Annotated in this window: 16 protein-coding genes and 1 pseudogene; 11 read left to right on the top strand and 6 right to left on the bottom strand. The window is 65.9% G+C overall.

Annotated features, from left to right (window positions below):
* The first annotated feature begins 84 nt into the window (after positions 1 to 84).
* From IVA96_RS03980 to IVA96_RS03935, 10 genes are all read left to right on the top strand, one after another.
* The gene (locus IVA96_RS03980) at positions 85 to 1,485 is read left to right on the top strand and encodes a hypothetical protein (RefSeq protein ID WP_247275857.1); all 1,401 of its coding nucleotides are present in this window, start codon (positions 85 to 87) and stop codon (positions 1,483 to 1,485) included.
* Positions 1,486 to 1,585: 100 nt separating this feature from the next.
* The gene (locus IVA96_RS03975) at positions 1,586 to 1,855 is read left to right on the top strand and encodes a hypothetical protein (RefSeq protein ID WP_247275889.1); all 270 of its coding nucleotides are present in this window, start codon (positions 1,586 to 1,588) and stop codon (positions 1,853 to 1,855) included.
* Between the two features lie 130 nt (positions 1,856 to 1,985).
* The gene (ccmI, locus tag IVA96_RS03970; RefSeq protein ID WP_247415452.1) at positions 1,986 to 3,092 is read left to right on the top strand and encodes a c-type cytochrome biogenesis protein CcmI; all 1,107 of its coding nucleotides are present in this window, start codon (positions 1,986 to 1,988) and stop codon (positions 3,090 to 3,092) included.
* A 37-nt stretch (positions 3,093 to 3,129) separates the two neighbouring features.
* A complete protein-coding gene (gene ccmE, locus IVA96_RS03965; RefSeq protein ID WP_247275855.1) occupies positions 3,130 to 3,669 on the top strand; it encodes a cytochrome c maturation protein CcmE in 540 nt (179 codons plus the stop codon).
* The gene (locus IVA96_RS03960) at positions 3,666 to 5,648 is read left to right on the top strand and encodes a heme lyase CcmF/NrfE family subunit (protein ID WP_247415450.1); all 1,983 of its coding nucleotides are present in this window, start codon (positions 3,666 to 3,668) and stop codon (positions 5,646 to 5,648) included. The genes ccmE and IVA96_RS03960 overlap by 4 nt, the downstream gene beginning before the upstream one ends.
* Positions 5,649 to 5,652: 4 nt before the next feature.
* Positions 5,653 to 6,135, top strand: a complete 483-nt coding sequence (locus IVA96_RS03955; RefSeq protein ID WP_247275853.1) for a cytochrome c-type biogenesis protein — start codon at positions 5,653 to 5,655, stop codon at positions 6,133 to 6,135.
* 281 nt (positions 6,136 to 6,416) lie between these two features.
* Positions 6,417 to 7,994, top strand: a complete 1,578-nt coding sequence (locus IVA96_RS03950; protein ID WP_247275852.1) for a Do family serine endopeptidase — start codon at positions 6,417 to 6,419, stop codon at positions 7,992 to 7,994.
* Positions 7,995 to 8,268: 274 nt separating this feature from the next.
* Complete coding sequence (locus IVA96_RS03945; RefSeq protein WP_247275851.1) at positions 8,269 to 8,949, top strand: response regulator transcription factor; 681 nt, start codon at positions 8,269 to 8,271, stop codon at positions 8,947 to 8,949.
* Positions 8,933 to 10,393, top strand: coding sequence for an ATP-binding protein (locus IVA96_RS03940; protein WP_247275850.1), 1,461 nt, complete (start codon positions 8,933 to 8,935; stop codon positions 10,391 to 10,393). Before IVA96_RS03945 ends, IVA96_RS03940 begins: the two co-directional genes overlap by 17 nt.
* A complete protein-coding gene (locus tag IVA96_RS03935) occupies positions 10,390 to 13,377 on the top strand; it encodes a bifunctional [glutamine synthetase] adenylyltransferase/[glutamine synthetase]-adenylyl-L-tyrosine phosphorylase (protein WP_247415447.1) in 2,988 nt (995 codons plus the stop codon). Before IVA96_RS03940 ends, IVA96_RS03935 begins: the two co-directional genes overlap by 4 nt.
* On the opposite strand, the gene IVA96_RS03930 is transcribed toward IVA96_RS03935, so the two are convergent.
* From IVA96_RS03930 to IVA96_RS03910, 5 genes and pseudogenes are all read right to left on the bottom strand, one after another.
* Entirely contained in the window at positions 13,334 to 13,567 is a 234-nt protein-coding gene (locus tag IVA96_RS03930; protein WP_247415445.1) for a formate dehydrogenase subunit delta, read from the bottom strand. The two genes, IVA96_RS03935 and IVA96_RS03930, sit on opposite strands and share 44 nt — an antisense overlap.
* Positions 13,557 to 14,384, bottom strand: coding sequence for a formate dehydrogenase accessory sulfurtransferase FdhD (fdhD, locus tag IVA96_RS03925; protein WP_247275847.1), 828 nt, complete (start codon positions 14,382 to 14,384; stop codon positions 13,557 to 13,559). Before fdhD ends, IVA96_RS03930 begins: the two co-directional genes overlap by 11 nt.
* A 4-nt stretch (positions 14,385 to 14,388) precedes the next feature.
* Positions 14,389 to 17,262: a formate dehydrogenase subunit alpha gene (gene fdhF / locus IVA96_RS03920; RefSeq protein WP_247275846.1), complete on the bottom strand. Its 2,874-nt coding sequence runs from the start codon at positions 17,260 to 17,262 to the stop codon at positions 14,389 to 14,391.
* Between the two features lie 10 nt (positions 17,263 to 17,272).
* Positions 17,273 to 18,828, bottom strand: a pseudogene (locus tag IVA96_RS03915) (NADH-quinone oxidoreductase subunit NuoF).
* Positions 18,825 to 19,313 carry a formate dehydrogenase subunit gamma gene (locus tag IVA96_RS03910; protein WP_247275844.1) on the bottom strand — a complete coding sequence of 163 codons (489 nt, stop codon included), beginning with the start codon at positions 19,311 to 19,313 and terminating at the stop codon, positions 18,825 to 18,827. Before IVA96_RS03910 ends, IVA96_RS03915 begins: the two are co-directional and overlap by 4 nt.
* Before the next feature lie 223 nt (positions 19,314 to 19,536).
* Between IVA96_RS03910 and IVA96_RS03905 the strand changes: the two genes are divergently transcribed.
* On the top strand, positions 19,537 to 20,430 hold the full coding sequence (locus IVA96_RS03905) for a LysR family transcriptional regulator (protein WP_247275843.1): 894 nt from the start codon (positions 19,537 to 19,539) through the stop codon (positions 20,428 to 20,430).
* 201 nt (positions 20,431 to 20,631) lie between these two features.
* Here the strand turns inward: IVA96_RS03905 and IVA96_RS03900 are convergent, their stop codons facing one another.
* Positions 20,632 to 22,962 carry a PAS domain-containing sensor histidine kinase gene (locus IVA96_RS03900; RefSeq protein WP_247275842.1) on the bottom strand — a complete coding sequence of 777 codons (2,331 nt, stop codon included), beginning with the start codon at positions 22,960 to 22,962 and terminating at the stop codon, positions 20,632 to 20,634.
* Positions 22,963 to 23,013 lie beyond the last annotated feature (51 nt).

Here is a 23,013-nt window from a genome sequence, read left to right as displayed (position 1 = left end):
AAACGGCTTCTTAAGTGGGAAGCTCCTAAGATCGCGCCCGGACGCATCCCATGTCCGCCATTTTACCGTGCATGACCCGGGCGCATGAGCCAGACATCGATCGAGCGGCTGAGGGAATATCTCGCGCAGCTCCCGCCGCAGTCGCAGGCACTGCTGATGCGAGAGTTCGAGCGCGCGCTGGAGCGCGGCCAGGACACGGCTGTCGCGACCCTCGTGCTTGAGCAGCTGCGCAAGATCGTCCGCAAGAGCGAAGCCGACGAAGCCCCGCCACCGCGCACGGACGATCTGTCGCGGCTTCTCTTCCAAGTGCTGGAACCGTTCCTGGTCGAGGCGGGCACCCCGGTCCGGGTCGGACAAATCCGCCGCTCCTCGCTGCATCCAATCTGGCAATGGCTCGGGCGTGACGGCGCCCCGGACAAAGTCAATGAATTCGAGGCGGCGCTGGCCCGCATACCGCTAGACAGTGCAGGCCAGGTCGAGGCGCTGGCCTCCAGGCTCCAGGCGGTGGCGGCGGACGCCATCTTCGAGCTGACGGGGCCAGGCGGCGGCGACAAGTCGCGCGCGCTGGCCCGTGTCGGCCCGCCCAACGTGATCGAGGACCTCTATTCAATCGGTGCGGTGCTCCAGGTTCGGGAAGCCATCGCCGCCCTGAACGAGAAGTTGCCGCGCTTCCTGCGCGCCTTCGGCGATTCCCAGATCGCCTCGGTGACGTCGGCGCTCAACATTCCAGTCCTCCAGACCCCGCAGATGCTGCCCTTCGCGCTGTCCATGGTGGTGCAGCGGATGACCGCGCCGTGGCAGATCATCCGCCTCGCTATCAAGATTGCCGCCTCGGACGACGAGATCCGCGTCGCGGCAACGCCCTACGGTGTCGCCGTCACGATCGCCCTGCACGATCTGTCCTGTGTGGCCGCGGTCCTGCGCATGGACATCAAGCGCGGCAATTTCGACAACGTCGCCGGCAATCTCAAGGCGCTGCATGACGGCGTGCGCGGCCTGCGCACCGAGCTCGACCTGCGCAACGATTCCGCTTGGGGCAAGCAGCTGGTCTCGATCCGCGCCGACATCTCCAATGCGCTGCAATCCGAGATCGACAGCGTTCCCGGCCGCGTTCGTCGCATCCTGCGCCAACGCGCCGAGAAGGACATTCCGCCGGGGGCGCGAATCGACAGCACCGAGGTCGAGGAAACCGTGGCGCTGATCGATTTCGTCGCGGCCTGCCGCAACTATGCGAGTGAGCTTGCGATCAACGAGGTGACGCTGCGCACCTATTCCGACCTCCAGCAATATGTCGAGCGCTCGACCGAGCAGCTGGTGCAGTCGCTGCGCTCCGCCGATCACAAGGTCCGCACCTATCGGCAGCAGCAGGTGCAGGCCGCGATCCGCTTCTGTCAGGTGCTGTTCGGCGACGATTACGCCTCGCTGATGAGTCGCGCGGCAGAGAATGCGGCGACGGGCGAGCGCAAATCGTCGCGCGCAAGCTGATCCGAGCGCATAATTTCGTTATCACAATTTCTGGTTGACGGTGCCGATATCGCGCCCTACGGTCGCCATGCAAGTCCGGGGAATTTCTATTTGTGGGCGCATGAAACCCGTTATCAGCTCCATCGAAATCGAGAACCGCGTCGTTGTTGCCAAATATCAGAGACTGATGGTCGGCGCGAAGGTGGTGCTGGTCGAGAAGGCAAGCGGCCGACAATTGTCTGAAACGCTCACCAGGGTCGCGTCTCCGGTTCCAGTCGGGGCGCTGCGCATCCGATTGCCGGATGCGGTCAGGCCGGGAACATATTTCCTGAAGGCCTTCAACGGGCACGGCGAGGATGCCGCGCAAAGTGCGGACTTCGACATCGGCTAAGCTGTTGGAGTTTCATCGTTTCGGACCGGGCGCGGTCGCGCCGAATTGACAATTGTCAATTGCCGCCTCCTCCGGCCGTGGTGTAAAGCCACCTATAGGCGCGGATCGCGCGCCGCCGGAAGCTTGCCAGATGACGCTATGGTTCGTGTTCGCGCTGATGACAGTCGCGGCGATTTTCGCCGTGCTTCTGCCGCTCGGCCGCAGCGGAGCCGCGCAAAGTCAAGGCAGCGAGATTGCGGTCTACAAGGACCAACTGGCCGAAATCGAGCGTGATCTCGGCACCGGACTGATCGCCGCTCCTGAAGCCGAGGCGGCCCGCGTCGAGATCAGCCGCAGGCTGCTCGCCGCTGCCAGCGAACCTGCCATGGCGCCGAAATCGAGCCTCAAATGGCGCCGCGCGGCCGCGGTGCTGGCGTTGACTGGCCTGCCGATGGTTGCGATCGGGGTTTACATGCCGCTGGGCTCGCCCAGGCTTCAGGACTTTCCCTTGGCGCAGCGCGAGCGCGGATCCGGATCCGGGGTGGCGCAATCGCTCGAGAATCTCGTCGTGCAGGTCGAGCAACATCTGGAAAAAAATCCGACTGACGGTCGCGGCTGGAACGTGCTCGCGCCGGTGCTGGAGCGGCTCGGCCGCTTCGACGATGCGGTGCGTGCCTATCGCAACTCGCTCACCTACAACGGCGAGAGCGCCGAGCGCCGGTCCGATCTCGGCGAGGCGCTCTCGGCGGCCGCCGGCGGGGTCGTGACCGCCGAGGCCAAAGCGGAATTCGAGCGTGCGCACACGCTCGATGCCGATGATCCCAAGGCGAACTACTTCCTGGGGCTCGCCGCCGAGCAGGACGGCCGCAAGGATGATGCGGCCAATATCTGGCGCGCGCTGCTGGCGAAGGCGCCGGCGGATGCGCCGTGGCGGTCCCTGGTGCAGTCCTCGCTGGCGCGGGTCGGCGGCGGCACGGTGCCGGCGCTGTCGGACGAGACGATCGCAGCCTCCAGGGATATGGCCGAGGGCGATCGCAACGCGATGGTGCGCGGCATGGTCGAACGCCTCGCCACCCGCCTCAAGCAGAACGGCGACGACGTCGAGGGGTGGCTTCGCCTGGTGCGCGCCTATCTCGTGATGGGCGACCGCGGCAAGGCGGTGGGGGCATCGGCCGATGCCCGCCAGGCGGTTGCCGGCGATGCCGAGCGGCTGCGCCAGCTCAACGAAGGGCTCAAGACTCTCGGGCTCGACGGATGACGATTTCGGGACCAGACGAGCGGAGAACGGATACGCCATGACGCGCAAGCAGCGACGTATGACCATCATCGGCGGCTCGCTCGCCGTGCTTGCGCTCGCCGCCGCGCTCGTGCTCAACGCATTGCGCGACTCCATCGTGTTCTTCTCGACACCAACCATGGTCGCCGAGAAGCACGTCGAACCCGGCAAGCGGTTTCGTCTCGGCGGGCTGGTGCAGCCCGGCTCGCTCCAGCGCGGCGACAATCTCGCGGTGACCTTCGAGGTCGCCGACGGCAACGCCAAGCTGCCGGTCGCCTACAAGGGCATCCTGCCGGACCTGTTCCGTGAAGGGCAGGGCGTCGTTGCCGAAGGCGCACTCGACAGCAACGGCGTGTTCAAGGCCGACACCGTGCTCGCCAAGCACGACGAAACCTACATGCCCAAGGACGTTGCCGATGCCCTGAAGAAGCAGGGCCACTGGAAGGACGATTACGACGCCAAGGCCTCTGAAGCCAAGGCCTCTGACGCCAAGGCTTCGGGCGGCAGCAAGCCCGCGGCCACGGCGGCGCAGGGCAATCCGCAGGGAGCCGTGCGGTGATCGCAGAATCCGGACATTACGCGCTGGTGCTGGCGCTCGGGCTTGCACTGATCCAGTCCGTCGTGCCGTTGATCGGTGCACGCCTGCACGACACCGCCCTGATGAACGTGGCGCGGTCCACCGCGCTGGCGCAGCTGCTGTTCGTCGGGGCATCGTTCATGGCACTTGTGATGCTGCACGTGAGCTCGGATTTCTCCGTCGCCAATGTCTACGAGAATTCCCACTCGATGAAGCCGCTGCTCTACAAGATCACCGGCGTGTGGGGAAATCACGAAGGCTCGATGCTGCTGTGGGTATCGATCCTCGCTTTGTTCGGCGGCCTGGTTGCCGCTTTCGGCAACAATCTGCCGCTGTCGCTGCGCGCGCACGTGCTGAGCGTCCAGGCCTGGATCGCCAGCGCCTTCTATCTCTTCATCCTGATGACCTCGAACCCGTTCCTGCGCATCACGAGCCCGCCGCTCGAGGGACGCGATCTCAATCCTGTGCTCCAGGACATCGGTCTCGCCGTGCATCCGCCGATGCTCTATCTCGGCTATGTCGGCTTCTCGATCTCGTTCTCCTTCGCCATCGCGGCGCTGATGGAGGGGCGGATCGACGCGGCTTGGGCGCGCTGGGTGCGGCCGTGGACGCTGGTGGCCTGGATCTTCCTCACGCTCGGCATCGCCATGGGCTCGTACTGGGCCTATTACGAGCTCGGCTGGGGCGGCTGGTGGTTCTGGGATCCGGTCGAGAACGCCTCGCTGATGCCGTGGCTCGCCGGCACCGCGCTGCTGCATTCGGCGCTGGTCATGGAGAAGCGCAACGCGCTGAAGGTCTGGACCATCCTGTTGTCGATCCTGACCTTCTCGCTGTCGCTGCTCGGCACCTTCCTGGTCCGCTCCGGCGTCATCACCTCGGTGCATGCTTTCGCGACTGACCCGACCCGCGGCGTGTTCATCCTGCTGATCCTCTGCCTGTTCATCGGCGGCAGCCTGGCGCTGTTCGCGGGCCGTGCCACCTCGTTGAAGCAGGGCGGCCTGTTCGCGCCGATCTCCCGCGAGGGTGCGCTGGTGCTGAACAACCTGCTGCTTACCGTCGCCTGCGCGGTCGTGCTATTCGGCACGCTCTATCCGCTGGCGATGGAGATGCTGGCCGACTTCAAGATGTCGGTCGGCGCGCCCTTCTACAACCTCACTTTCGCGCCGCTGTTTGCCCTGTTGCTGTTCGCTGTACCGTTCGGGCCGATGCTGGCGTGGAAGCGCGGCGATCTGCTCGGCGTGACGCAGCGCCTGCTCGCGGCGGGCGTTGCCAGCCTCGTCGCAATCGCCATCGCCTGGGCCTGGGCGCGCGGCGGCAGCGCGCTGGCGCCGCTGGCGATCGGGCTTGGTGTTTTCGTCATCGCCGGCGCTGTCACCGACATCGTCGAGCGGACGGGCCTGGTTCGCCTGCCGTTCGCCACAGTGCTGAACCGGGCGCGTGGCCTGCCGCGCTCGGCCTGGGGCACCACGCTGGCGCATGCCGGCCTCGGCGTCGCGCTGATCGGAATCGTCTGCGAGACCACCTGGAACAGCGAATATATCGCGACGATGAAGCAGAGCGACGTCGCCCATGTCGCCGGCTACGACGTGAAGCTCGATCGGTTGTTTCAGCGTCAGGGCCCGAACTACCGGGAGATGATCGCCGAGTTCAATGTCAGCCGCGACGGCGAGACGCTGAGCATGATGACGCCGTCCAAGCGCAGCTTCACAACGCGTGGCTCGTCCACCACCGAAGCGGCCCTGCTGACGCGCGGCGCGAGCCAGCTCTACGTCTCGCTCGGCGATGCCACCGCCGAGGGTGCCATTGCCGTGCGCATCTATTACAAGCCGATGGTGCTGCTGATCTGGTGGGGACCGGTGCTGATGGCGTTTGGCGGCGTGCTGTCGCTGTCCGATCGCCGCTTGCGGGTCGGTGCGCCGAAGCCGGCGCGGGCCAAGCAGCGGCTCCAGCCCGCGGAGTGATCCGATGCGCCGGATGTGGTTCGTGATCGTCGCGCTAATGCTGCTGGCCTCGCCTGCGGCGCATGCCGTGCAGCCCGACGAGATCATGTCGGATCCCGTCAAGGAGGCGCGTGCGCGCGAACTGTCGCGCGAGCTGCGCTGCATGGTCTGCCAGAACCAGTCGATCGACGATTCCGACGCGCCGCTGGCGCGCGATTTGCGGCTGCTGGTGCGCGAGCGGATTGCCGCCGGCGACAGCAATTCGCAGGTGCTCGACTTCCTGGTCGCGCGCTATGGCGAGTTCGTGCTGCTGAAGCCGCGTTTCGAACGCCAGACCCTGCTGCTATGGCTGCTCGCGCCGCTTCTGTTGGCTGGCGGCGGCCTGGCGCTATGGCTGCAAATCCGGCGCCGCGCGCGGAGCGGTGCAGATCTGCCAGCACCGCCGCTCACGCCCGAGGAAGAGGCGCGGCTCGCGGGATTGATGTCGGACGATGCGAAGTCGCAATAGCGTGGCGCGGCTTAGAATCCCAAGTCCAACGGCCTTAAGGGGTGCCGCTGCGGAGCAATCTAGGTCGCCAAAAGCTGTTCTGATGCGTTTCACCGGAACCCGACTAAGTTCCTGTAGGACCAGAACTTTTAGCCTGCGTTAAACTGCCGCATCGCCGCTGCCTTCATTACGAAAGTTTAACCCTGCCGCCAGCGCGCGGTAAGGCGGGAGCCCCCATGTTCAGGTCCGTAAGGTGCTGGCATCCGGCACCAAAAGAAATTCAAGGCCCTGGAGATCTCTGCATGACCGACCGTTCCGACCTCTCGCACCTCCCGTCCTACCGGCAGCCGCGCCGGTCGGTATTCTCCGCGCGCAAGATCGCGCTGATGGCCTCGGTCATCGCCGGCCTCGGCGCGGGCGTCTATGGCTTGAGCCCGTCGACCTCGCCGGCCGACCTGTTCTCCAGCCCGGCGCATGCGCAGGTCAATCAAGAGGTTCGGAAGGTCGAGCGTCCGATCGGCTTTGCCGACATCGTCGAGCGCGTGAAGCCGTCGGTGATCTCGGTGAAGGTCAACATCAAGGAGAAGACCGCGAGCAACGATGACGGCGACGATTCCTCCTCGCCGTTCCAGCCGGGCTCGCCCATGGAGCGCTTCTTCCGCCGCTTCGGTGGTCCGGATGGTTTCCCGGGCCTGAAGGGCGGCCGTGGCCGCGTCGTTCAGGGCCAGGGCTCCGGCTTCTTCATCTCGCCCGATGGCTATGCCGTGACCAACAATCACGTGGTCGACGGCGCCGACAAGGTCGAGGTCACCACCGACGACGGCAAGACCTATACCGCCAAGGTCATCGGCACCGACCAGCGCACCGACCTCGCCTTGATCAAGGTCGAGGGCAGCTCGAATTTCCCGTTCGCCAAGCTCGCCGACGGCAAGCCGCGGATCGGCGACTGGGTGCTCGCGGTCGGCAATCCCTTCGGCCTCGGCGGCACCGTGACTGCCGGCATCGTCTCGGCCAGCGGCCGCGACATCGGCAATGGCCCCTATGACGATTTTATCCAGATCGACGCGCCCGTGAACAAGGGCAATTCCGGCGGTCCGGCCTTTAACACCGAGGGGGAGGTGATGGGCGTCAACACCGCGATCTACTCGCCCTCCGGCGGTAGCGTCGGCATCGCCTTCTCGATTCCCGCCAACACCGTGAAGAGCGTGGTGGCCCAGCTCAAGGACAAGGGTTCGGTCAGCCGCGGCTGGATCGGCGTGCAGATCCAGCCGGTGACGTCTGACATCGCCGACAGCCTCGGCATGAAGAAGGCCGAAGGCGCGCTGGTCGCGGAGCCGCAGGCGAACGGTCCGGCGGCGAAGGCCGGCATCGAGTCCGGCGACGTGATCACCGCGGTCAATGGCGAGCCCGTCAAGGACGCTCGTGAGCTTGCTCGCACCATCGGCGGCATGGCGCCCGGCGCCTCGGTGAAGCTCAACGTGCTGCACAAGGGCCAGGACAAGGTCGTCAATCTCACCCTCGGCCAGCTGCCGAACACGGTCGAGGCCAAAGCCGACACCGACAATGACAGTGGCAAGGGTGCGAGCCGCGGCACCGACGTGCCCAAGCTCGGCATGACCGTTGCTCCAGCCAATTCCGTGGCCGGCGCCGGCAAGGAAGGCGTCGTGGTCACCGAAGTCGATCCGAAGAGCGCCGCGGCCGAACGCGGCTTCAAGGAAGGCGACGTGATTCTTGAAGTCGGGGGCAAGAGCGTCAGCACCGCCGCCGAAGTCCGCGATGCCATCAACACGGCGCGGACCGATAACAAGAACAGCGTCCTGATGCGCGTGAAGAGCGGCGGGCAGTCGCGCTTCGTCGCCGTGCCCATCGCCAAGGGCTGAGGCCTCAGGAGGCTTACGAGATGAAGGGTGTCGCCGGCATCAGTCGCCCCCGCCGACGGCGCCCTTCGGGGGAGCAGCGCAACGTTTGCTTCCCCTGTCTACCTTCCGGTGGAATTACGCCCCCCTCCGTCGGAAGGCCTAGGGCGGTGAAGTCCCCCCAGCTTCACCGCCCGCCTTTTCCCCGATCCGAGATCGTTCCGCTCGGCTTGCATGCGATTGCCGCTCGCGCCATGTTTAGAGAAGGTTCACTCCCTTGACTGCCGCCGAACGCACGATGCGCCTCCTCATCATCGAAGACGACCGCGAATCCGCCGACTATCTCGTGAAGGCGTTTCGCGAAGTCGGACACATTGCCGATCATGCCGCCGACGGCGAGGAAGGTCTCGCCATGGCCGAGAACGGCGATTACGACGTGCTGGTGGTCGACCGCATGCTGCCCAAGCGCGACGGCCTGTCGCTGATCGGCGCGCTGCGCGACAAGGGCAACACCACGCCGGTGCTGATTCTCTCCGCGCTCGGACAGGTCGACGACCGCATCAAGGGCCTGCGCGCCGGCGGCGACGATTATCTGCCAAAGCCTTATTCGTTCGCCGAACTGCTCGCCCGCGTTGAGGTGCTGTCGCGCCGCCGCGGCGGGCCCGCCGAGGACACGCTCTACCGCGTCGGCGATCTCGAGCTCGACCGGCTGTCCCACCGCGTCGCCCGCGGCAAGGACGAGCTGACGCTCCAGCCGCGCGAATTCCGCCTGCTCGAATACCTCATGAAGCACGCCGGCCAGGTGGTGACGCGCACCATGCTGCTCGAGAACGTCTGGGACTATCATTTTGATCCGCAGACCAACGTGATCGACGTGCACATTTCGCGGCTGCGCTCCAAGATTGACAAGGGCTTCGAGCGCCCGCTGCTGCATACGATCCGCGGCGCCGGATACATGATCCGTGACGGCATTCGGTAAACTCGTCCGCACCACGGCATTCCGGCTGACGCTGGTCTATCTGCTGCTGTTCGCGATGTTCGCGGCTTCGCTGCTCGCCTATTTCGCCTGGAATACGCGGCGGCTGATCACCGAGGAGATCACGCAGACGGTGAATTCCGAGACCTCGGAGATCAACGAGATCTACGGCCGCCGCGGCCTGCGGGGCCTCGTGCTCGCGATCGAGTACCGGGCGCTGCGGCCGGGCGCAAACCTCTATCTGGTGACTACGCCGACTGGGCAGGCGATCGCCGGCAATGTCGGCTCGCTCGCGCCCGGCGTGATGGCGACGCGCGGCTGGTCCGAGACAGCCTATCGGCGGATCGAGGATGCTGACGAACGCGATCATCGCGCGCTGGTGCGCGTCACGGAGCTGGAGAACGGCTTCCGGCTTCTGATCGGCCGCGATCTCGACGAGCGGCGGCGCCTGTTCGGCATCGTCGCGAAGGCGGCGCAATGGTCGATCCTGATCGTCGTGGTGCTCGGCCTCGGCGGCGGCGTCTTCGTCGCGCGCCGCGTGCTGAGGCGCATCGATGCCATGACCGGCACTGCGCAGCGGATCATGACTGGTGATCTCAGCGAGCGCCTGCCTGTGGGGCGCAGCGGCGACGAGCTCGACCGTCTCGCCGAAAACCTCAACGCCATGCTGGAGCGGATCGAGGCGCTGATGGCTGGGCTGAAGGAAGTCTCCGACAACATCGCCCACGACCTCAAGACGCCGCTGACGCGCTTGCGCAACCGCGCCGAAGAGGCGCTGGCGAAATCGGGCTGCGAGGCGGACTACCGTGCAGCGCTGGAGCGCACCATCGAGGAATCCGACGGGCTGATCCGCACCTTCAACGCGCTTCTGATGATCGCGCGTGCCGAATCCGGGCAGGCGCGCGGCAACATGGACGATTTCGACGCTGCCGAGGTCGCGAACGGCATCCACGAGCTCTACGAGCCGCTGGCTGAGGATGACGGCATGACCCTGAAGGTCAAATGCGAGCCGGCGCCGGTTCACGCCAATCGCGAACTGATCAGCCAGGCGCTCGCCAATCTCGTCGAGAACGCGATCAAATACGGCAAGCCGGCGGCGCAGACCGCGGGAACCGTGGTCAGCATGGACGTGAGGCAAATCACGATCGAGGCGAGGCGCGATGGCGACCAGGTGCTGCTCAGCGTCACCGACCGTGGTCCGGGGATCCCCGAAGCGGATCGCAAGCACGTCGTCGAGCGATTCGTGCGGCTGGAGGCCAGCCGCACGCTGCCGGGCTCCGGCCTCGGCCTCAGCCTCGCCTCGGCCGTTGCGACATTGCATGGCGGTGAGTTGCGCCTAGGCGATGCCCATCCCGGTCTCGTTGCCACGCTGGTGCTGCCGGCGCGCGCGGGCGCCGGCGACAGGGTTGCTCCGCCAATACCGGATGTGCCACAGAAGGTGGCATGAACCACTCCGCGCCGGGAAACGCGGACAAACATGGTGAGAGCCTCGCGGCACGCTTCGCCGAGGCTCCCTATGTTGCCGCTTCCACAACCGACCAAAGACGCTTCGAAAATTGGCTGGCCGAGCTCGAGCCGGTGCAATCGACCCGTCTCGAATCCCTGCTGGTCCGTCCCTTTGCGCGGGATATTCTGACCGGCATCGCGCAATTCTCGTCCTATCTGTTCGATCTGATTCGCGCCGATCCCCTGCGCCTGATCCGGTTGCTCGAATGCGATCCGGAGGTGCATCTTGGGGCGCTGATGGCGGAGGCGAGGGGCGCCGTGCTCGCGGCGCCGGATGAAGCCGAGGTGATGCGCCTGCTTCGCCGGATGAAGGCGGAGGCGGCGCTGCTGATCGCGCTGTGCGACATCGGCGGCGTCTGGCCGGTGATGCGGGTGACGGCGGCGCTGACGGATATCGCGGTGTTCTCGGTGCAGGCGGCGCTGCAGTACTTGCTGCGGCAGGAAGCTGCACGCGGCAAGCTCTCACCGCCCGATCCCGAGGCGCCCGAAGAAGGCTGCGGGCTGATTGTGCTCGCGATGGGCAAGATGGGCGCGGGGGAGCTGAACTATTCAAGCGACATCGATCTCATCGTGTTCTTCGATCCCGATGCGACGACGCTCGCGCCCGATATGGAACCGCAGCCGTTCTTCGTGCGCGTGACGCAAGGCATGGCGCGCATTCTCCAGCAGCGCACCTATGACGGTTACGTGTTCCGCGTCGATCTGCGGCTGCGGCCCGATCCGTCCTCGACCCAGGTGGCGATCTCCCGCGATGCCGCGCTGAACTATTACGAGCGGGAAGGGCGCACCTGGGAGCGCGCCGCGATGATCAAGGCGCGCGCCTGCGCCGGCGATCCCCGCGCGGGTGAAGCGCTTTTGGCAGAGATCGCGCCCTTCGTCTGGCGCAAGCATCTCGACTTCGCCGCGCTTGCCGACGTGCACGAAATGAAGCGACAGATGCAGACCTATCGCGGTCAGAGCGAGGTCGCGGTCGAGGGCCATAATGTCAAGGTCGGGCGCGGCGGCATCCGCGAGATCGAGTTCTTCGCGCAGACGCAGCAGTTGATTGCGGGCGGCCGCCATCCGGAATTGCGGGTGCGGCCGACGCTCAATGCGCTCGACGTGCTCGCCTCCAGCAACTGGATCACGTTCGCGGCGCGCGACGAGCTGACCACGGCCTACGAATTTCTGCGCCGGGTCGAGCATCGCCTCCAGATGATCGCCGACGAGCAGACCCATACACTGCCCGAGGACAAGGAGGCGGTCGAGCGCTTCGCCTGGTTCTTCGGCTACCCGGATCGGGAGGCCTTTGCGCGCGACCTGTTGCACCAGCTCCAGATCGTCCAGGGGCACTATGAAAAACTGTTCGAGGGCGATGATCCGACCGGGACGGCCAAACTGCCGGCGCTCGACTACAGTGCCGGTCCCGACGATCCGCGCCTGCTCCAGCACATTGCGGCGCTCGGCTTCAAGAAGCCGGCCGCCGTCGCGCAGACCGTGCGCGACTGGATCACCGGCGACTATCGCGTGTTCCGCAATGAGGCGACGCGCAACGCGTTCGTCGAATTCGTGCCGGCCCTGATCGACGGTCTTGCCCATGCCGAGGAGCCGGACCGCGCGGTCGTGGCGTTCGATCATTTCCTCGGCGCGCTTCAGCGCGGCGGCCGGCTGATCACGCTGCTCGGCCAGAACCGCGATCTGGTCGCACTGGTGGCGCTGGTGCTAGGCGCGGCGCCCCGGCTCGGCGAGATGCTGGCGCGGCAGCCGCAGCTCATGGACGGCCTGATCGATCCGCGCTTCTTCGGCGCCATGCCGGACAGGCAGGAATTGTCGGGACGGTTAGCTGCGACCGCGCAGGACGCGGGCTCCTATGAAGAGTTCCTCGATCGCCTGCGCCTGTTCGGACAGGAGAGCCTGTTCCTGATCGGTACGCGTATCCTGTCCGGCACGGTCTCGGCGCAGCAGGCGAGTACCGCTTTTGCGGACGTCGCCGAGGGCATCGTCCACACCGTGCATGGCCTCGTTGCCGAGCGCTTTGCCGCCCAGCATGGCCGCATTAGGGATCAGCAGACCGCGATCATCGCGATGGGCCGGCTCGGCAGCCGCGAGATGACGGCGTCGTCCGATCTCGACCTGATCCTGCTCTACGATTTCGACAGCGACAATCCGGACTCCGATGGTGCGAGATCGCTGCAAGGTGCCCACTATTTCGCCCGCTTTACCCAGCGTCTGATCAGCGCCTTCACGACGCGCACCAATTACGGCGTGCTCTATGAGATCGACATGCGGCTGCGTCCGTCGGGACGCGCCGGTCCCGTGGCCTCGAGCCTGGTTTCGTTCGCGGACTACCAGGCGAACGAGGCCTGGACCTGGGAGCACATGGCGCTGACACGCGCGCGCGTGGTGTCGGCCTCGCCCGAATTCCGGGAACGAATCGAGCGCGTCATCCGCGACGTCTTGACCCGACGCCGCGATCCCGCCATCACCGCCAACGACGTTGCCGACATGCGGCGCGCCATCGCCCAGGAGAAGGGCGAGGCCGATTGCTGGGATCTCAAACATGCCGCCGGCGGTATGGTCGACATCGATTTCATCGCGCAATATCTCCAGCTCGTGCACGCCCACGACAAGCCGGAGATCCTCGACGTCAGCACCATGCAGGTGTTGGAAAATGCATGCAGGCTCGGCGTGCTCGCGCAGTCTGAAACCGAGATATTGCGTGCCGCGGCCCGGCTCTATCACGACCTGACGCAGATCTTGCGGCTCTGCGTCAGCGATCGCTTCAAGCCGGAGACGGCGGGCACCGACCTCTTCCGTGTGATGGCACGCGCCGGCGATGCGCCGGATTTCTCGTCGCTGCAGGCGCGAGTGAAGGAGACGCAGAGCGAGGTGCGGCGCGTGTTCAGGGCGCTGCTGGAAGGGTCGTCGTCTGCTTCAGCGAGGTGAGGGCCTCGCGGACATCAGGCGCAAGGTCGGCGCCGCCCGCATCGAGATGGGCGAAGATCGCGCGTTTCATACGGGGATCCCAGAACTTCTTGATGTGCTCGGCGATGCCCGGCACGGCCCTGTCGTGGCCTTGACTCTGGAAGAATGTGCCGATCTGGTTGGCCATGTAGATCAGACGGTCAGGCGACATCGGCAACCTCCCTGGCATGGCGGGCGACGACCCGGTCACCATGCGAAAACACTTCGAAGCCGTCTTGGCGGGCAATGGCAATCAGCGTGATGCCGGCGGCTTCCGCCGTGCGCACCGCGAGCGCGGTCGGCGCCGACACGGCAACCATCATGGGGGCGCCGATCGCGGCTGTCTTCTGCACCATCTCCACCGAGACGCGGCTCGTGAGCAGCACTATGCCGCCGCGCGCATTGGTGCGGCTGCGTGCCAGGGCACCGGCAAGCTTGTCGAGCGCATTGTGGCGGCCGACGTCCTCGCGCAGCGCGACGATGTTGCCGGTAGGGGACCAGAACGCGGCGGCGTGTACGGCCCGGGTCTGTAAATTGATCGATTGTAGCGGCGCGATGGCCTGCATCGCCGTCATGACCTCTGCGGCCGTGAAGCTCTGCCCCTGCGGCACCACGGCCGCCGGCCGCACCGCCTCGGCAATGGACTCGATGCCGCAGATGCCGCAGCCGGTCGGACCTGCGATGTGGCGACGACGCTCGTTGATGCGCGCGGCATGTTTCGGCGCCAGCCACATGCGCAGCTCGATGCCGTCGTCGAGGCGGACGATTTCGAGCGATCGGATCTCGTCGGCCGATCCGACGATGCCTTCGCTCACGGTGAAGCCGACGGCGAAGTCCTCGAGGTTCTGCGGCGTCCCCATCATGACGGCGTAGGTGCCGCCATTATAGGTCAGCGCCAGCGGCGTCTCCTCCGGGATCAGCCGCGCGCCTTCAGAGGCCGTCCCGTTGCGCCAGATTTCACGATCGATAGCCTGGACCGCTACGTGCATGCCATTACTCCGCGGCCTCGGCCGGCACGATGCGGCGGGACTGCCGCGCCTGCGCGTCATAGGCCTTCTGCCAGTCGGACGGTCCGTTCGACGGCGAGACCTGCACCGCCGTAACCTTGTATTCGGGACAGTTGGTAGCCCAGTCCGAATAGTCGGTCGTGATCACGTTGGCCTGCGTGTCCGGATGATGGAAGGTGGTGTAGACGACGCCGGGCGCGACGCGATCGGTGATCTCGGCGCGTAGTGTGGTCTCGCCGGCGCGGCTCTTCAGCCGCACCCAGTCGCCGTCGCGAACGCCGCGCTGCTCGGCATCGTGCGGATGAATCTCGAGCCGATCCTCGGCGTGCCAGACCACGTTGTCGGTGCGCCGGGTCTGAGCGCCGACATTGTACTGGCTGAGGATGCGCCCTGTCGTGAGCAGCAGGGGATAGCGCGGGCCGGTGCGCTCGTCGGTCGCGACATACTCGGTGACGACGAATTTGCCCTTGCCCCGGACGAAGCCGTCGATATGCATCACCGGCGTGCCCTCCGGCGCCCTCTCGTTGCAGGGCCACTGCACCGAGCCGAGCTCATCTAACTTGGCGTAGGAGACGCCGGCAAAGGTCGGCGTCAGCGCCGCGATCTCGTCCATGATCTCGGAGGGATGGCTGTAGTTCATCTCGAAGCCCATGGCCTTGGCGAGGCCGATGGTGACCTCCCAGTCGGCAAGACCGTTCTTCGGCGTCATCACCTTGCGCACGCGCTGGATGCGGCGCTCGGCATTGGTGAAGGTGCCGTCCTTCTCGAGGAAGCTCGATCCGGGCAGGAAGACGTGGGCGTAGTTTGCCGTCTCGTTGAGGAAGAGATCGTGGACGATGACGCATTCCATCGCCGACAGCGCCGCCACCACGTGCGAGGTATTGGGATCGGACTGGAGGATGTCCTCGCCCTGCACGTAGATCCCCATGAACGTGCCTTCGACCGCGGCATCGAACATGTTGGGAATGCGAAGGCCAGGCTCCGGGTTGAGCTTGACGTTCCACAGCGCCTCGAACTGGTCGCGCACCGCGTCGCTCGAGATATGGCGGTAGCCGGGCAGCTCGTGCGGGAACGAGCCCATGTCGCAAGAGCCTTGCACGTTGTTCTGGCCACGCAGCGGGTTCACGCCGACGCCGGGACGGCCGATATTGCCGGTCGCCATCGCGAGGTTGGCGATCGCGATCACGGTGGTCGAGCCCTGGCTGTGCTCGGTGACGCCGAGGCCGTAATAGATGGCGCCGTTGCCGCCGGTCGCGTAGATGCGGGCCGCTTCGCGCAGCGCCCTGGGATCGACACCGGTGAGGATGGCGGTGGCTTCCGGGCTGTTCTTGGGCTGGGCGACGAAGGCGGCCCATTCCTCGAACTCGCTCCAGTCGCAGCGCTCGCGCACGAAGGCTTCGTTGACGAGCCCTTCGGTGACGATGACATGCGCCAGCGCCGTCATCACAGCGACGTTGGTGCCGGGCATCAGGGGCAAGTGGAGCGCCTTCACGTGCGGCGATTCCACCATCTCGGTGCGGCGCGGATCGATCACGATCAGCTTGGCACCCTGGCGCAGCCGCTTCTTCAGTCGCGAGGCGAATACCGGGTGCGCCGAGGCAGGATTGGCGCCGATGATGAGCACGACATCGGTGTCCTCCACCGAGTCGAAGTCTTGCGTGCCGGCAGAGGTGCCGAAGGTGGTGGCGAGACCGTAGCCGGTCGGCGAATGGCAGACGCGGGCGCAGGTGTCGACATTGTTGTTGCCGAAGCCGGCGCGGATCAGCTTCTGCACCAGATAGGTTTCTTCATTGGTGCAGCGGGACGAGGTGATGCCGCCGATGGCGTCGCGGCCGTATTTCTTCTGAATGCTCCGCATCCTGGCGGCGGCAAACGAGAACGCCTCGTTCCACGACACCTCGCGCCAGGGATCCTCGATCCGCTCGCGGATCATGGGTTTAAGGATGCGTTCCTTGTGGTTGGTGTAGCCCCAGGCGAAGCGGCCCTTGACGCAGGAATGGCCGCGATTGGCCTTGCCGTCCTTGTAGGGCACCATGCGCACCACTTCTTCGCCGCGCATCTCGGCCTTGAAGGCGCAGCCGACGCCGCAATAGGCGCAGGTGGTGACGACGGAGTGCTCGGGCTGACCGATCTCGATCACGGATTTTTCCGTCAGCGTCGCGGTCGGGCAGGCCTGGACGCAGGCGCCGCAGGAGACGCATTCGGAGCCGAGGAAGCTCTCGTTCATGCCGGGGGAGACACGGCTGTCGAAGCCGCGGCCGGAGATGGTCAGCGCGAAGGTTCCTTGCACCTCCTCGCAGGCGCGGACGCAACGCGAGCAGACGATGCACTTGGAAGGATCGTAGGTGAAGTACGGGTTGGACTCGTCCTTCGGCATCCATTTGTCGTTGCTGCAGCCATCCGTCTTCGCAAAGACATGATTCTCGCCCTCATAGCCGTAGCGCACGTCGCGCAAGCCCACGGCGCCGGCCATGTCCTGCAATTCGCAATCGCCATTGGCGCCGCAGGTGAGGCAGTCGAGCGGATGGTCGGAGATGTAGAGCTCCATCACGCCCTTGCGAAGCTGCTTCAGCCGCTCGGTCTGGGTCCGCACGACGAGGCCGTTCGTCGCGGGCGTGGTGCAGGAGGCCGGCGTGCCGGCGCGCCCCTCGATCTCGACCAGGCAGAGCCGGCAGGAGCCGAACGCGTCGACCATGTCGGTGGCGCAGAGCTTTGGAATCTGATGGCCGGCTTCCATCGCCGCGCGCATGATCGAGGTGCCCTCGGGCACCGAAATCTGCTTGCCGTCGATGGTCAGCGTCACCATCGTTTCCGATTTGGAAGCCGGCGTGCCGAAGTCGATTTCTTCGATCAGAGACATGGTCGTTCTCCTATTCCGCGGCCTGAAGCGTGGTCGGCGCCGGAAGGAAATCCTCCCGGAAGTGCTTCAATGCGCTGAGCACGGGATAGGGCGTGAAGCCGCCGAGCGCGCAGAGCGAGCCGAATTTCATGGTGTTGCAGAGGTCTTCGACGAGCGTGATGTTCTCGCTGACGCGCTCGCCCCGCATGATCTTCTCGATGGTCTCGACGCCCCGGGTCGAGCCGATCCGGCACGGCGTGCACTTGCCGCAGGATTCGACCGCGCAGAACTCCATGGCAAAGGCGCCTGCCTGCGCATGTCGACGCTGTCGTCGAACACGACGATGCCGCCATGGCCGATCAGGCCGTCGCGCGCGGCGAAGGCCTCATAGTCGAACGGCGTGTCGAACAGGGCGCGGGGAAAATAGGCGCCAAGCGGGCCGCCGACCTGGACCGCGCGAACGGGACGGCCGGTGAACGTGCCGCCGCCGACGTCGTCGACGAGCTCGCCGAGCGTCACGCCAAACGCGGTCTCGAACAGCCCGCCATGGCGGATGTTGCCGGCGAGCTGGATCGGCATCGTGCCGCGCGAACGCCCCATGCCGAAATCCGCATAGGCCTTGGCACCCTCAGCGAGGATGAAGGGGATGGCCGCGAACGACAGCACGTTGTTGATGACGGTCGGCTTGCCGAACAGGCCGTGATGCGCCGGCAGAGGCGGCTTGGCGCGCACGAGGCCGCGGCGGCCTTCGAGGCTCTCCAGCAGTGAGGTCTCCTCGCCGCAGACATAGGCGCCGGCGCCGACGCGCACCTCGAGATCGAAGGCTTGCTTCGAGCCGCCGATATAGCTGTCGAGATAGCCGCTGCGCTTCGCCGCCGTAATGGCAGCGTTCATCGCCTCGACCGCGTGCGGATATTCGCTGCGGATGTAGATGTAACCTTTGGCCGCGCCGACGGTGAGGCCAGCAATCGTCATGCCTTCGATCACCAGGAAGGGATCACCTTCCATGATCATGCGGTCGGCGAAGGTGCCGCTGTCGCCCTCGTCGGCGTTGCAGACGATGAATTTGCGGTCGGCCTTGGCCTGCGCGACCGTCTTCCATTTGATGCCGGTCGGAAACCCCGCGCCGCCACGGCCGCGCAGGCCGGACGCGGTGACCTCGCTCAGGATCGCATCCGTGCCGAGCGAGAGCGCGCGCTCCAGGCCCCTGTAGCCGCCATGGGCGCGGTAGTCGTCGAGCGAGCGCGGATCGATCACGCCGCAGCGGGCGAAGGTGAGGCGGGTCTGGCGCTTCAGCCAGGGGAGCTCGTCGATCGCCCCCAGCCGTAGAAAATGCGGCGTGTTGCTGGCGAGCGCATCGAACAGGGAGGGCACGTCGGTTTCGGTGACGGGGCCGAACGCGATGCGGCCCTGCGGTGTCGCCACCTCGACCAGCGGCTCCAGCCAGTACAGGCCGCGCGAGCCGGTCCTAACGATGTCGATTGCAACGCCCCGCCTGGCGGCGGCTTGCTCAAGCGCCAGCGCGACCTCGTCGGCGCCGACGGCCACCGCGCCGGCATCACGTGAGACGTATAGACGCATGCTCATCGCTGCGCCTCCGCAACCAGCGCATCGAGGCGCTTCTGATCGAGCCGTCCGATCAGGCGCCCGTCGAGCATCGCGGACGGCGCAGTCGCGCACAGGCCGAGGCAGTAGATCGGCTCCAGCGTGACGCGATCGTCGGCGGTGGTGCTGCCGAGCGACACGCCGAGCTTCGCCTCGGCGCGCGCAGCGAGCGCATCGCCGCCCGCAGCCTGGCAGGCCTCGGCGCGGCAGAGCTTCAGCACATGGCGGCCGGCCGGCTTGTGCCGGAAATCATGATAGAACGTGAATACGCCGTGCACTTCGGCGCGTGACAGATTCAGCGCCTGAGCCACCATCGGAATGGCGGCCTCCGGCACATAGCCGAACGCCTCCTGAAGAGCATGCAGGATGACGAGCGTCGCGCCTTCCTGCCGAGCGTGTTCGGCGATGATCTCGGCGCCGCGCGTCTCGTCCCAAGGCTCGTAGCAAGGCTCGTAAACCGCTGTCATTCTTCGTTCTCAACTTGAGCGTTTCTGATCGCAAACTATTTGGAATCGCTCGAAGATCAATAAAGCTGTCCCGTGCTGCGATTGCGAATTCGGATCGATTGGCACCGGCGATCGGTCGATCCGAAAATGCAATTATGGGCGTTCCGCTCGGCGGTTTTTGCGTGTTGCAAGGGGGCGAGCGTGCTAGCTTGCATGCCACGACAGAATTCGAGGGGACGACCGGTTGATCGACAAGCTTGAACTATTGCTGGCGCTGGCGAAGGAGCGGCATTTCGGACGCGCGGCGGAGGTCTGCGGCGTGACGCAGCCGACGATGTCGACCGGGCTCAAGCAGCTCGAGGAAATCCTCGGCGTGATGCTGGTCCAGCGCGGGTCGCGCTTCCAGGGCTTTACGCCGGAAGGCGAGCGGGCGCTGGACTGGGCGCGGCGGATCGTGGGCGATGCCCGCGCCATGCGCGACGAGATCAACGGGCTGAAGCATCAGCTCTCCGGCGAGATCCGCATCGCGGCGATCCCGACCGTGCTCGGCATGGTCGCCGCGCTGACGACGCCGTTCCGCGCCAGGCATCCCGAGGTGCGCTTCCGCATCCAGTCCACCACCTCGTCCGAGGTGCTGGGGCTGCTGGAAAATCTCGAGGTGGATGCGGGGCTGACCTATATCGAGAACGAGCCGATCGGCAAGGTGCGTACCATTCCGCTCTACAACGAGAGCTACCGGCTCCTGACTGCCCCCGATGCGATGTTCGGTGATCGCGAGACCGTGACCTGGACCGAGGTCGGGCAGGTGCCGCTGTGCCTGCTCACGCCCGACATGCAGAACCGCCGCATCATCGATCGCGCGCTGCGCTCGGTCGGTGCCGAGGCGACACCGACGCTGACCTCGAACTCGCTGCTGGTGCTGTTCACGCACGTCAAGACCGGGCGCTGGGCGAGCGTGATGCCGGCCAAGCTCGCCGAGACGCTCGGCCTGTCCGACACGGTGCGTTCGATCCCGATCGCCGACCCCGAAGTCAATTACAGCATTGGCCTCGTGATCCCGCAGCGCGATCCGATGACGCCGCTAATCGCGGCGCTGGTCAATGTCGCGCGCGAGGTCGCACCGACGCTGCAATCTTAAAGCGGAATGTGCTTCGCTTGAACCGAGGCGAGAGCCCAGATCACCTCTCCCGTAGGGAGAGGTCGGATCGCATCGAAGATGCGGTCCGGGTGAGGGGATCTGGTCTCACTGGATGCCGCGGCCCCTCACCCGGACCTCTCCCCGTCGGGGAGAGGTGATTCCGAACGCCGACCGAACCGGGCTCCATCATGCTTGAGGGCTTTACGCTGCAGCCGATATCCCGGACGCCGCCTTGACGGCGTCGCGCGGCAGCGTCACGCGCACCACCGTGCCGACATCGATTTTGGAACGCAGCCGCATCGAACCGCCGTGGAGCTGCGCCAGCGAGCGGGCGATCGCGAGGCCCAGTCCCGAGCCGTGATAGGTCTTGGTGAGCTGGCTCTCGACCTGCTCGAAGGGGCGGCCGAGCCGCGCCAGCGAATGCGGCGCGATCCCGATGCCGGTGTCGGCGATCATCAGCACGATCCGGTCGTCGAGCTGCCGGCTGCGCACCACGACGCGTCCGCCGTCGGGCGTGAACTTCACCGCGTTGGACAACAGGTTGACGATGATCTGCTTGGTGGCGCGGCGGTCGGCGACGACGGAGATGGATTTGGCGATGTCGGCATCGAGCGTCAGGTGCTTGTCCTGTGCCCGGCCAGTGACGACGCGCAGGGATTCCGCCAGCGTCCGCGACAGGTCCAGCTCTTCCATGTCGAGCTTCATGCGGCCGGCCTCGATCTTGGACATGTCGAGGATGTCGTTGATGACCTCGAGCAAATAGTGGCCGCTGGTCAGGATGTCCTGGCAGTATTCCTGGTACTTCTCCGAACCGAGGTCGCCGAACATGCCCGAGCCCATGATCTCGGAGAAGCCGATGATCGCGTTGAGCGGCGTGCGCAGCTCGTGGCTCATATTGGCGAGGAATTTCGACTTGGTCTGGTTGGCTTCCTCGGCGCGAGTCTTCTCGCGCTGGTACTTTTCGGCCAGGTCGGCGAGCTCGATCGCTTGGCGTTCGAGCGCGGCCTGCGAGCGCTTGAGGTCGATGACGGTGGCGCGCAGGCGCAAATCGTTGTCGACCAGCTTCTGCTCGTGCTCCTTGATGCGGGTGATGTCGGTGCCGACCGAGACGTAGCCGCCGTCTTTGGTGCGCCGCTCGCTGATGTGCAGCCAGCTGCCGTCGTCGAGTTGTGCCTCGAAGGTGCGCGCGCCCGGGCCCTGGCTCGCGGTCTCGTTATGGCGGGTGCGCACCTCCGGCATGCGGCCGACTTCGAGCACGGTCTCGTAGGAGGTGCCGGGGATCACGGCGGTGTCGGGCAGCTTGTGCAGGCGCTGGAAGTGCGAGTTGCAGAGCACGAGGCGATCGCTCGCGTCCCACAGCACGAAGGCTTCCGGAATGGTCTCGATCGCGTCGCGCAGGCGAAGGTCGGCTTCCACCGTTCTCTCGGCGAGGCTCTTCTGCTCGGTGATGTCGACCGCGATCCCGATCAAGTGCACGCTGGAATCGGTGGCCCCGCGCGTCTTCTCGCAGCGGACGCGGAGCCAGATCCAGTGACCGTCGACGTGCTGCATGCGGAAGGTCTGGTCGATGTGATCGATCTTCTCGGAGATGAGCTGATCGGCGATCTCGAACAGATCAATATCGTCGGACTTCACCAGCGCGTTGACCTCGCCGAAGGTGAGGAGCTCGTTGCGGCCGTCGAGGCCGAGCATCGAGAACATTGACTGCGACCAGAAGATCCGGCCGCGCGACAGATCCCAGTCCCACAGTCCGCAGCGGCCGCGATTGAGCGCGGTGTCGATGCGGCCGCGCACGGCGTCGTTGATGAGGTCGCCTTCGCGGGCGCGGGTCGACTGCCAGTGAAAGGCAAAGCCCAGGATCAGGACGACGAAGCCGGTGGTCGCCGACAGCGTCACCGAGAGCGCGGCATCCGAGCCCCAAATCGGCTCGTCGCGTTCCTGGATCACCGTGACGAAGCCGGGCAGCGACTTGATCTGGCGCGAGGTCGCCATCGCGGCGTTGCCGTTCGGCAGCGTCATGTCGGCGACGTTGCCGTCGCGCGGGGGCGCCGCGAGCAGTTGCGCCGTCGTGATCGCGTCGAGCAGGCGGTCGTTGCCGGAAGGGTCGCTGTCGACCGGTACGCGGGCGAGGATGCGGCGGTCGATGCCGGTCGAGGCGACAATGATGTGGCGGCCCAAGGCCGTGCCCCAGGACGGAATGAGATCAGGCAGCAGCGTCGGCAGGCTCTCGATGTTCTTGAGCCGCTCCTGTCGCACGGAAGTGAGGCGGTCGATGCGTTCGGCGAGCAAATCGGCGAGCGCCGAGATGTCGTGCCGGATCACCAGCCGCTTCTGGCGCGTCTGGTCGACGACCTGCACGAACGCGCCGAGGCAGATCGTGATCAGGAAGGCGATGATGAGCGTCGGCACGGCGCGGCGCAGCGCCGGCTCCGCGATCAGCAGCCGGTGATAGGCAGGTTTCGCGATCGATTGCGCCAATCCCTTGATCGAATCGGATTGAACGCATGCGTTCGCGGCGTCTGCACGCGCCATGCCTTCGGCCCCCTGAAAACCTGCTTACGACGAGTGTCGAAAGCGGCCCCA

Origin of the sequence: Bradyrhizobium sp. 159 (genome assembly GCF_023073795.1) — a bacterium.
Classification (GTDB): Bacteria; Pseudomonadota; Alphaproteobacteria; order Rhizobiales; family Xanthobacteraceae; genus Bradyrhizobium.
The sequence above is the reverse complement of the archived record's forward strand: the minus strand, read 5'-3'. Positions and strand labels throughout refer to the sequence as shown.

Bases quoted from the DNA above. Each gene is read 5' to 3' on its own strand.
- IVA96_RS03980 (WP_247275857.1), top strand. From the start codon at position 85: ATGAGCCAGACATCGATCGAGCGGCTGAGGGAATATCTCGCGCAGCTC.
- IVA96_RS03910 (WP_247275844.1), bottom strand. From the start codon at position 19,313: ATGACAGCGGTTTACGAGCCTTGCTACGAGCCTTGGGACGAGACGCGC.
- IVA96_RS03935 (WP_247415447.1), top strand. From the start codon at position 10,390: ATGAACCACTCCGCGCCGGGAAACGCGGACAAACATGGTGAGAGCCTC.
- IVA96_RS03975 (WP_247275889.1), top strand. From the start codon at position 1,586: ATGAAACCCGTTATCAGCTCCATCGAAATCGAGAACCGCGTCGTTGTT.
- IVA96_RS03900 (WP_247275842.1), bottom strand. From the start codon at position 22,962: ATGGCGCGTGCAGACGCCGCGAACGCATGCGTTCAATCCGATTCGATC.
- IVA96_RS03930 (WP_247415445.1), bottom strand. From the start codon at position 13,567: ATGTCGCCTGACCGTCTGATCTACATGGCCAACCAGATCGGCACATTC.
- IVA96_RS03950 (WP_247275852.1), top strand. From the start codon at position 6,417: ATGACCGACCGTTCCGACCTCTCGCACCTCCCGTCCTACCGGCAGCCG.
- IVA96_RS03955 (WP_247275853.1), top strand. From the start codon at position 5,653: ATGCGCCGGATGTGGTTCGTGATCGTCGCGCTAATGCTGCTGGCCTCG.
- fdhD (WP_247275847.1), bottom strand. From the start codon at position 14,384: ATGCACGTAGCGGTCCAGGCTATCGATCGTGAAATCTGGCGCAACGGG.
- fdhF (WP_247275846.1), bottom strand. From the start codon at position 17,262: ATGTCTCTGATCGAAGAAATCGACTTCGGCACGCCGGCTTCCAAATCG.
- IVA96_RS03945 (WP_247275851.1), top strand. From the start codon at position 8,269: ATGCGCCTCCTCATCATCGAAGACGACCGCGAATCCGCCGACTATCTC.
- ccmE (WP_247275855.1), top strand. From the start codon at position 3,130: ATGACGCGCAAGCAGCGACGTATGACCATCATCGGCGGCTCGCTCGCC.
- ccmI (WP_247415452.1), top strand. From the start codon at position 1,986: ATGACGCTATGGTTCGTGTTCGCGCTGATGACAGTCGCGGCGATTTTC.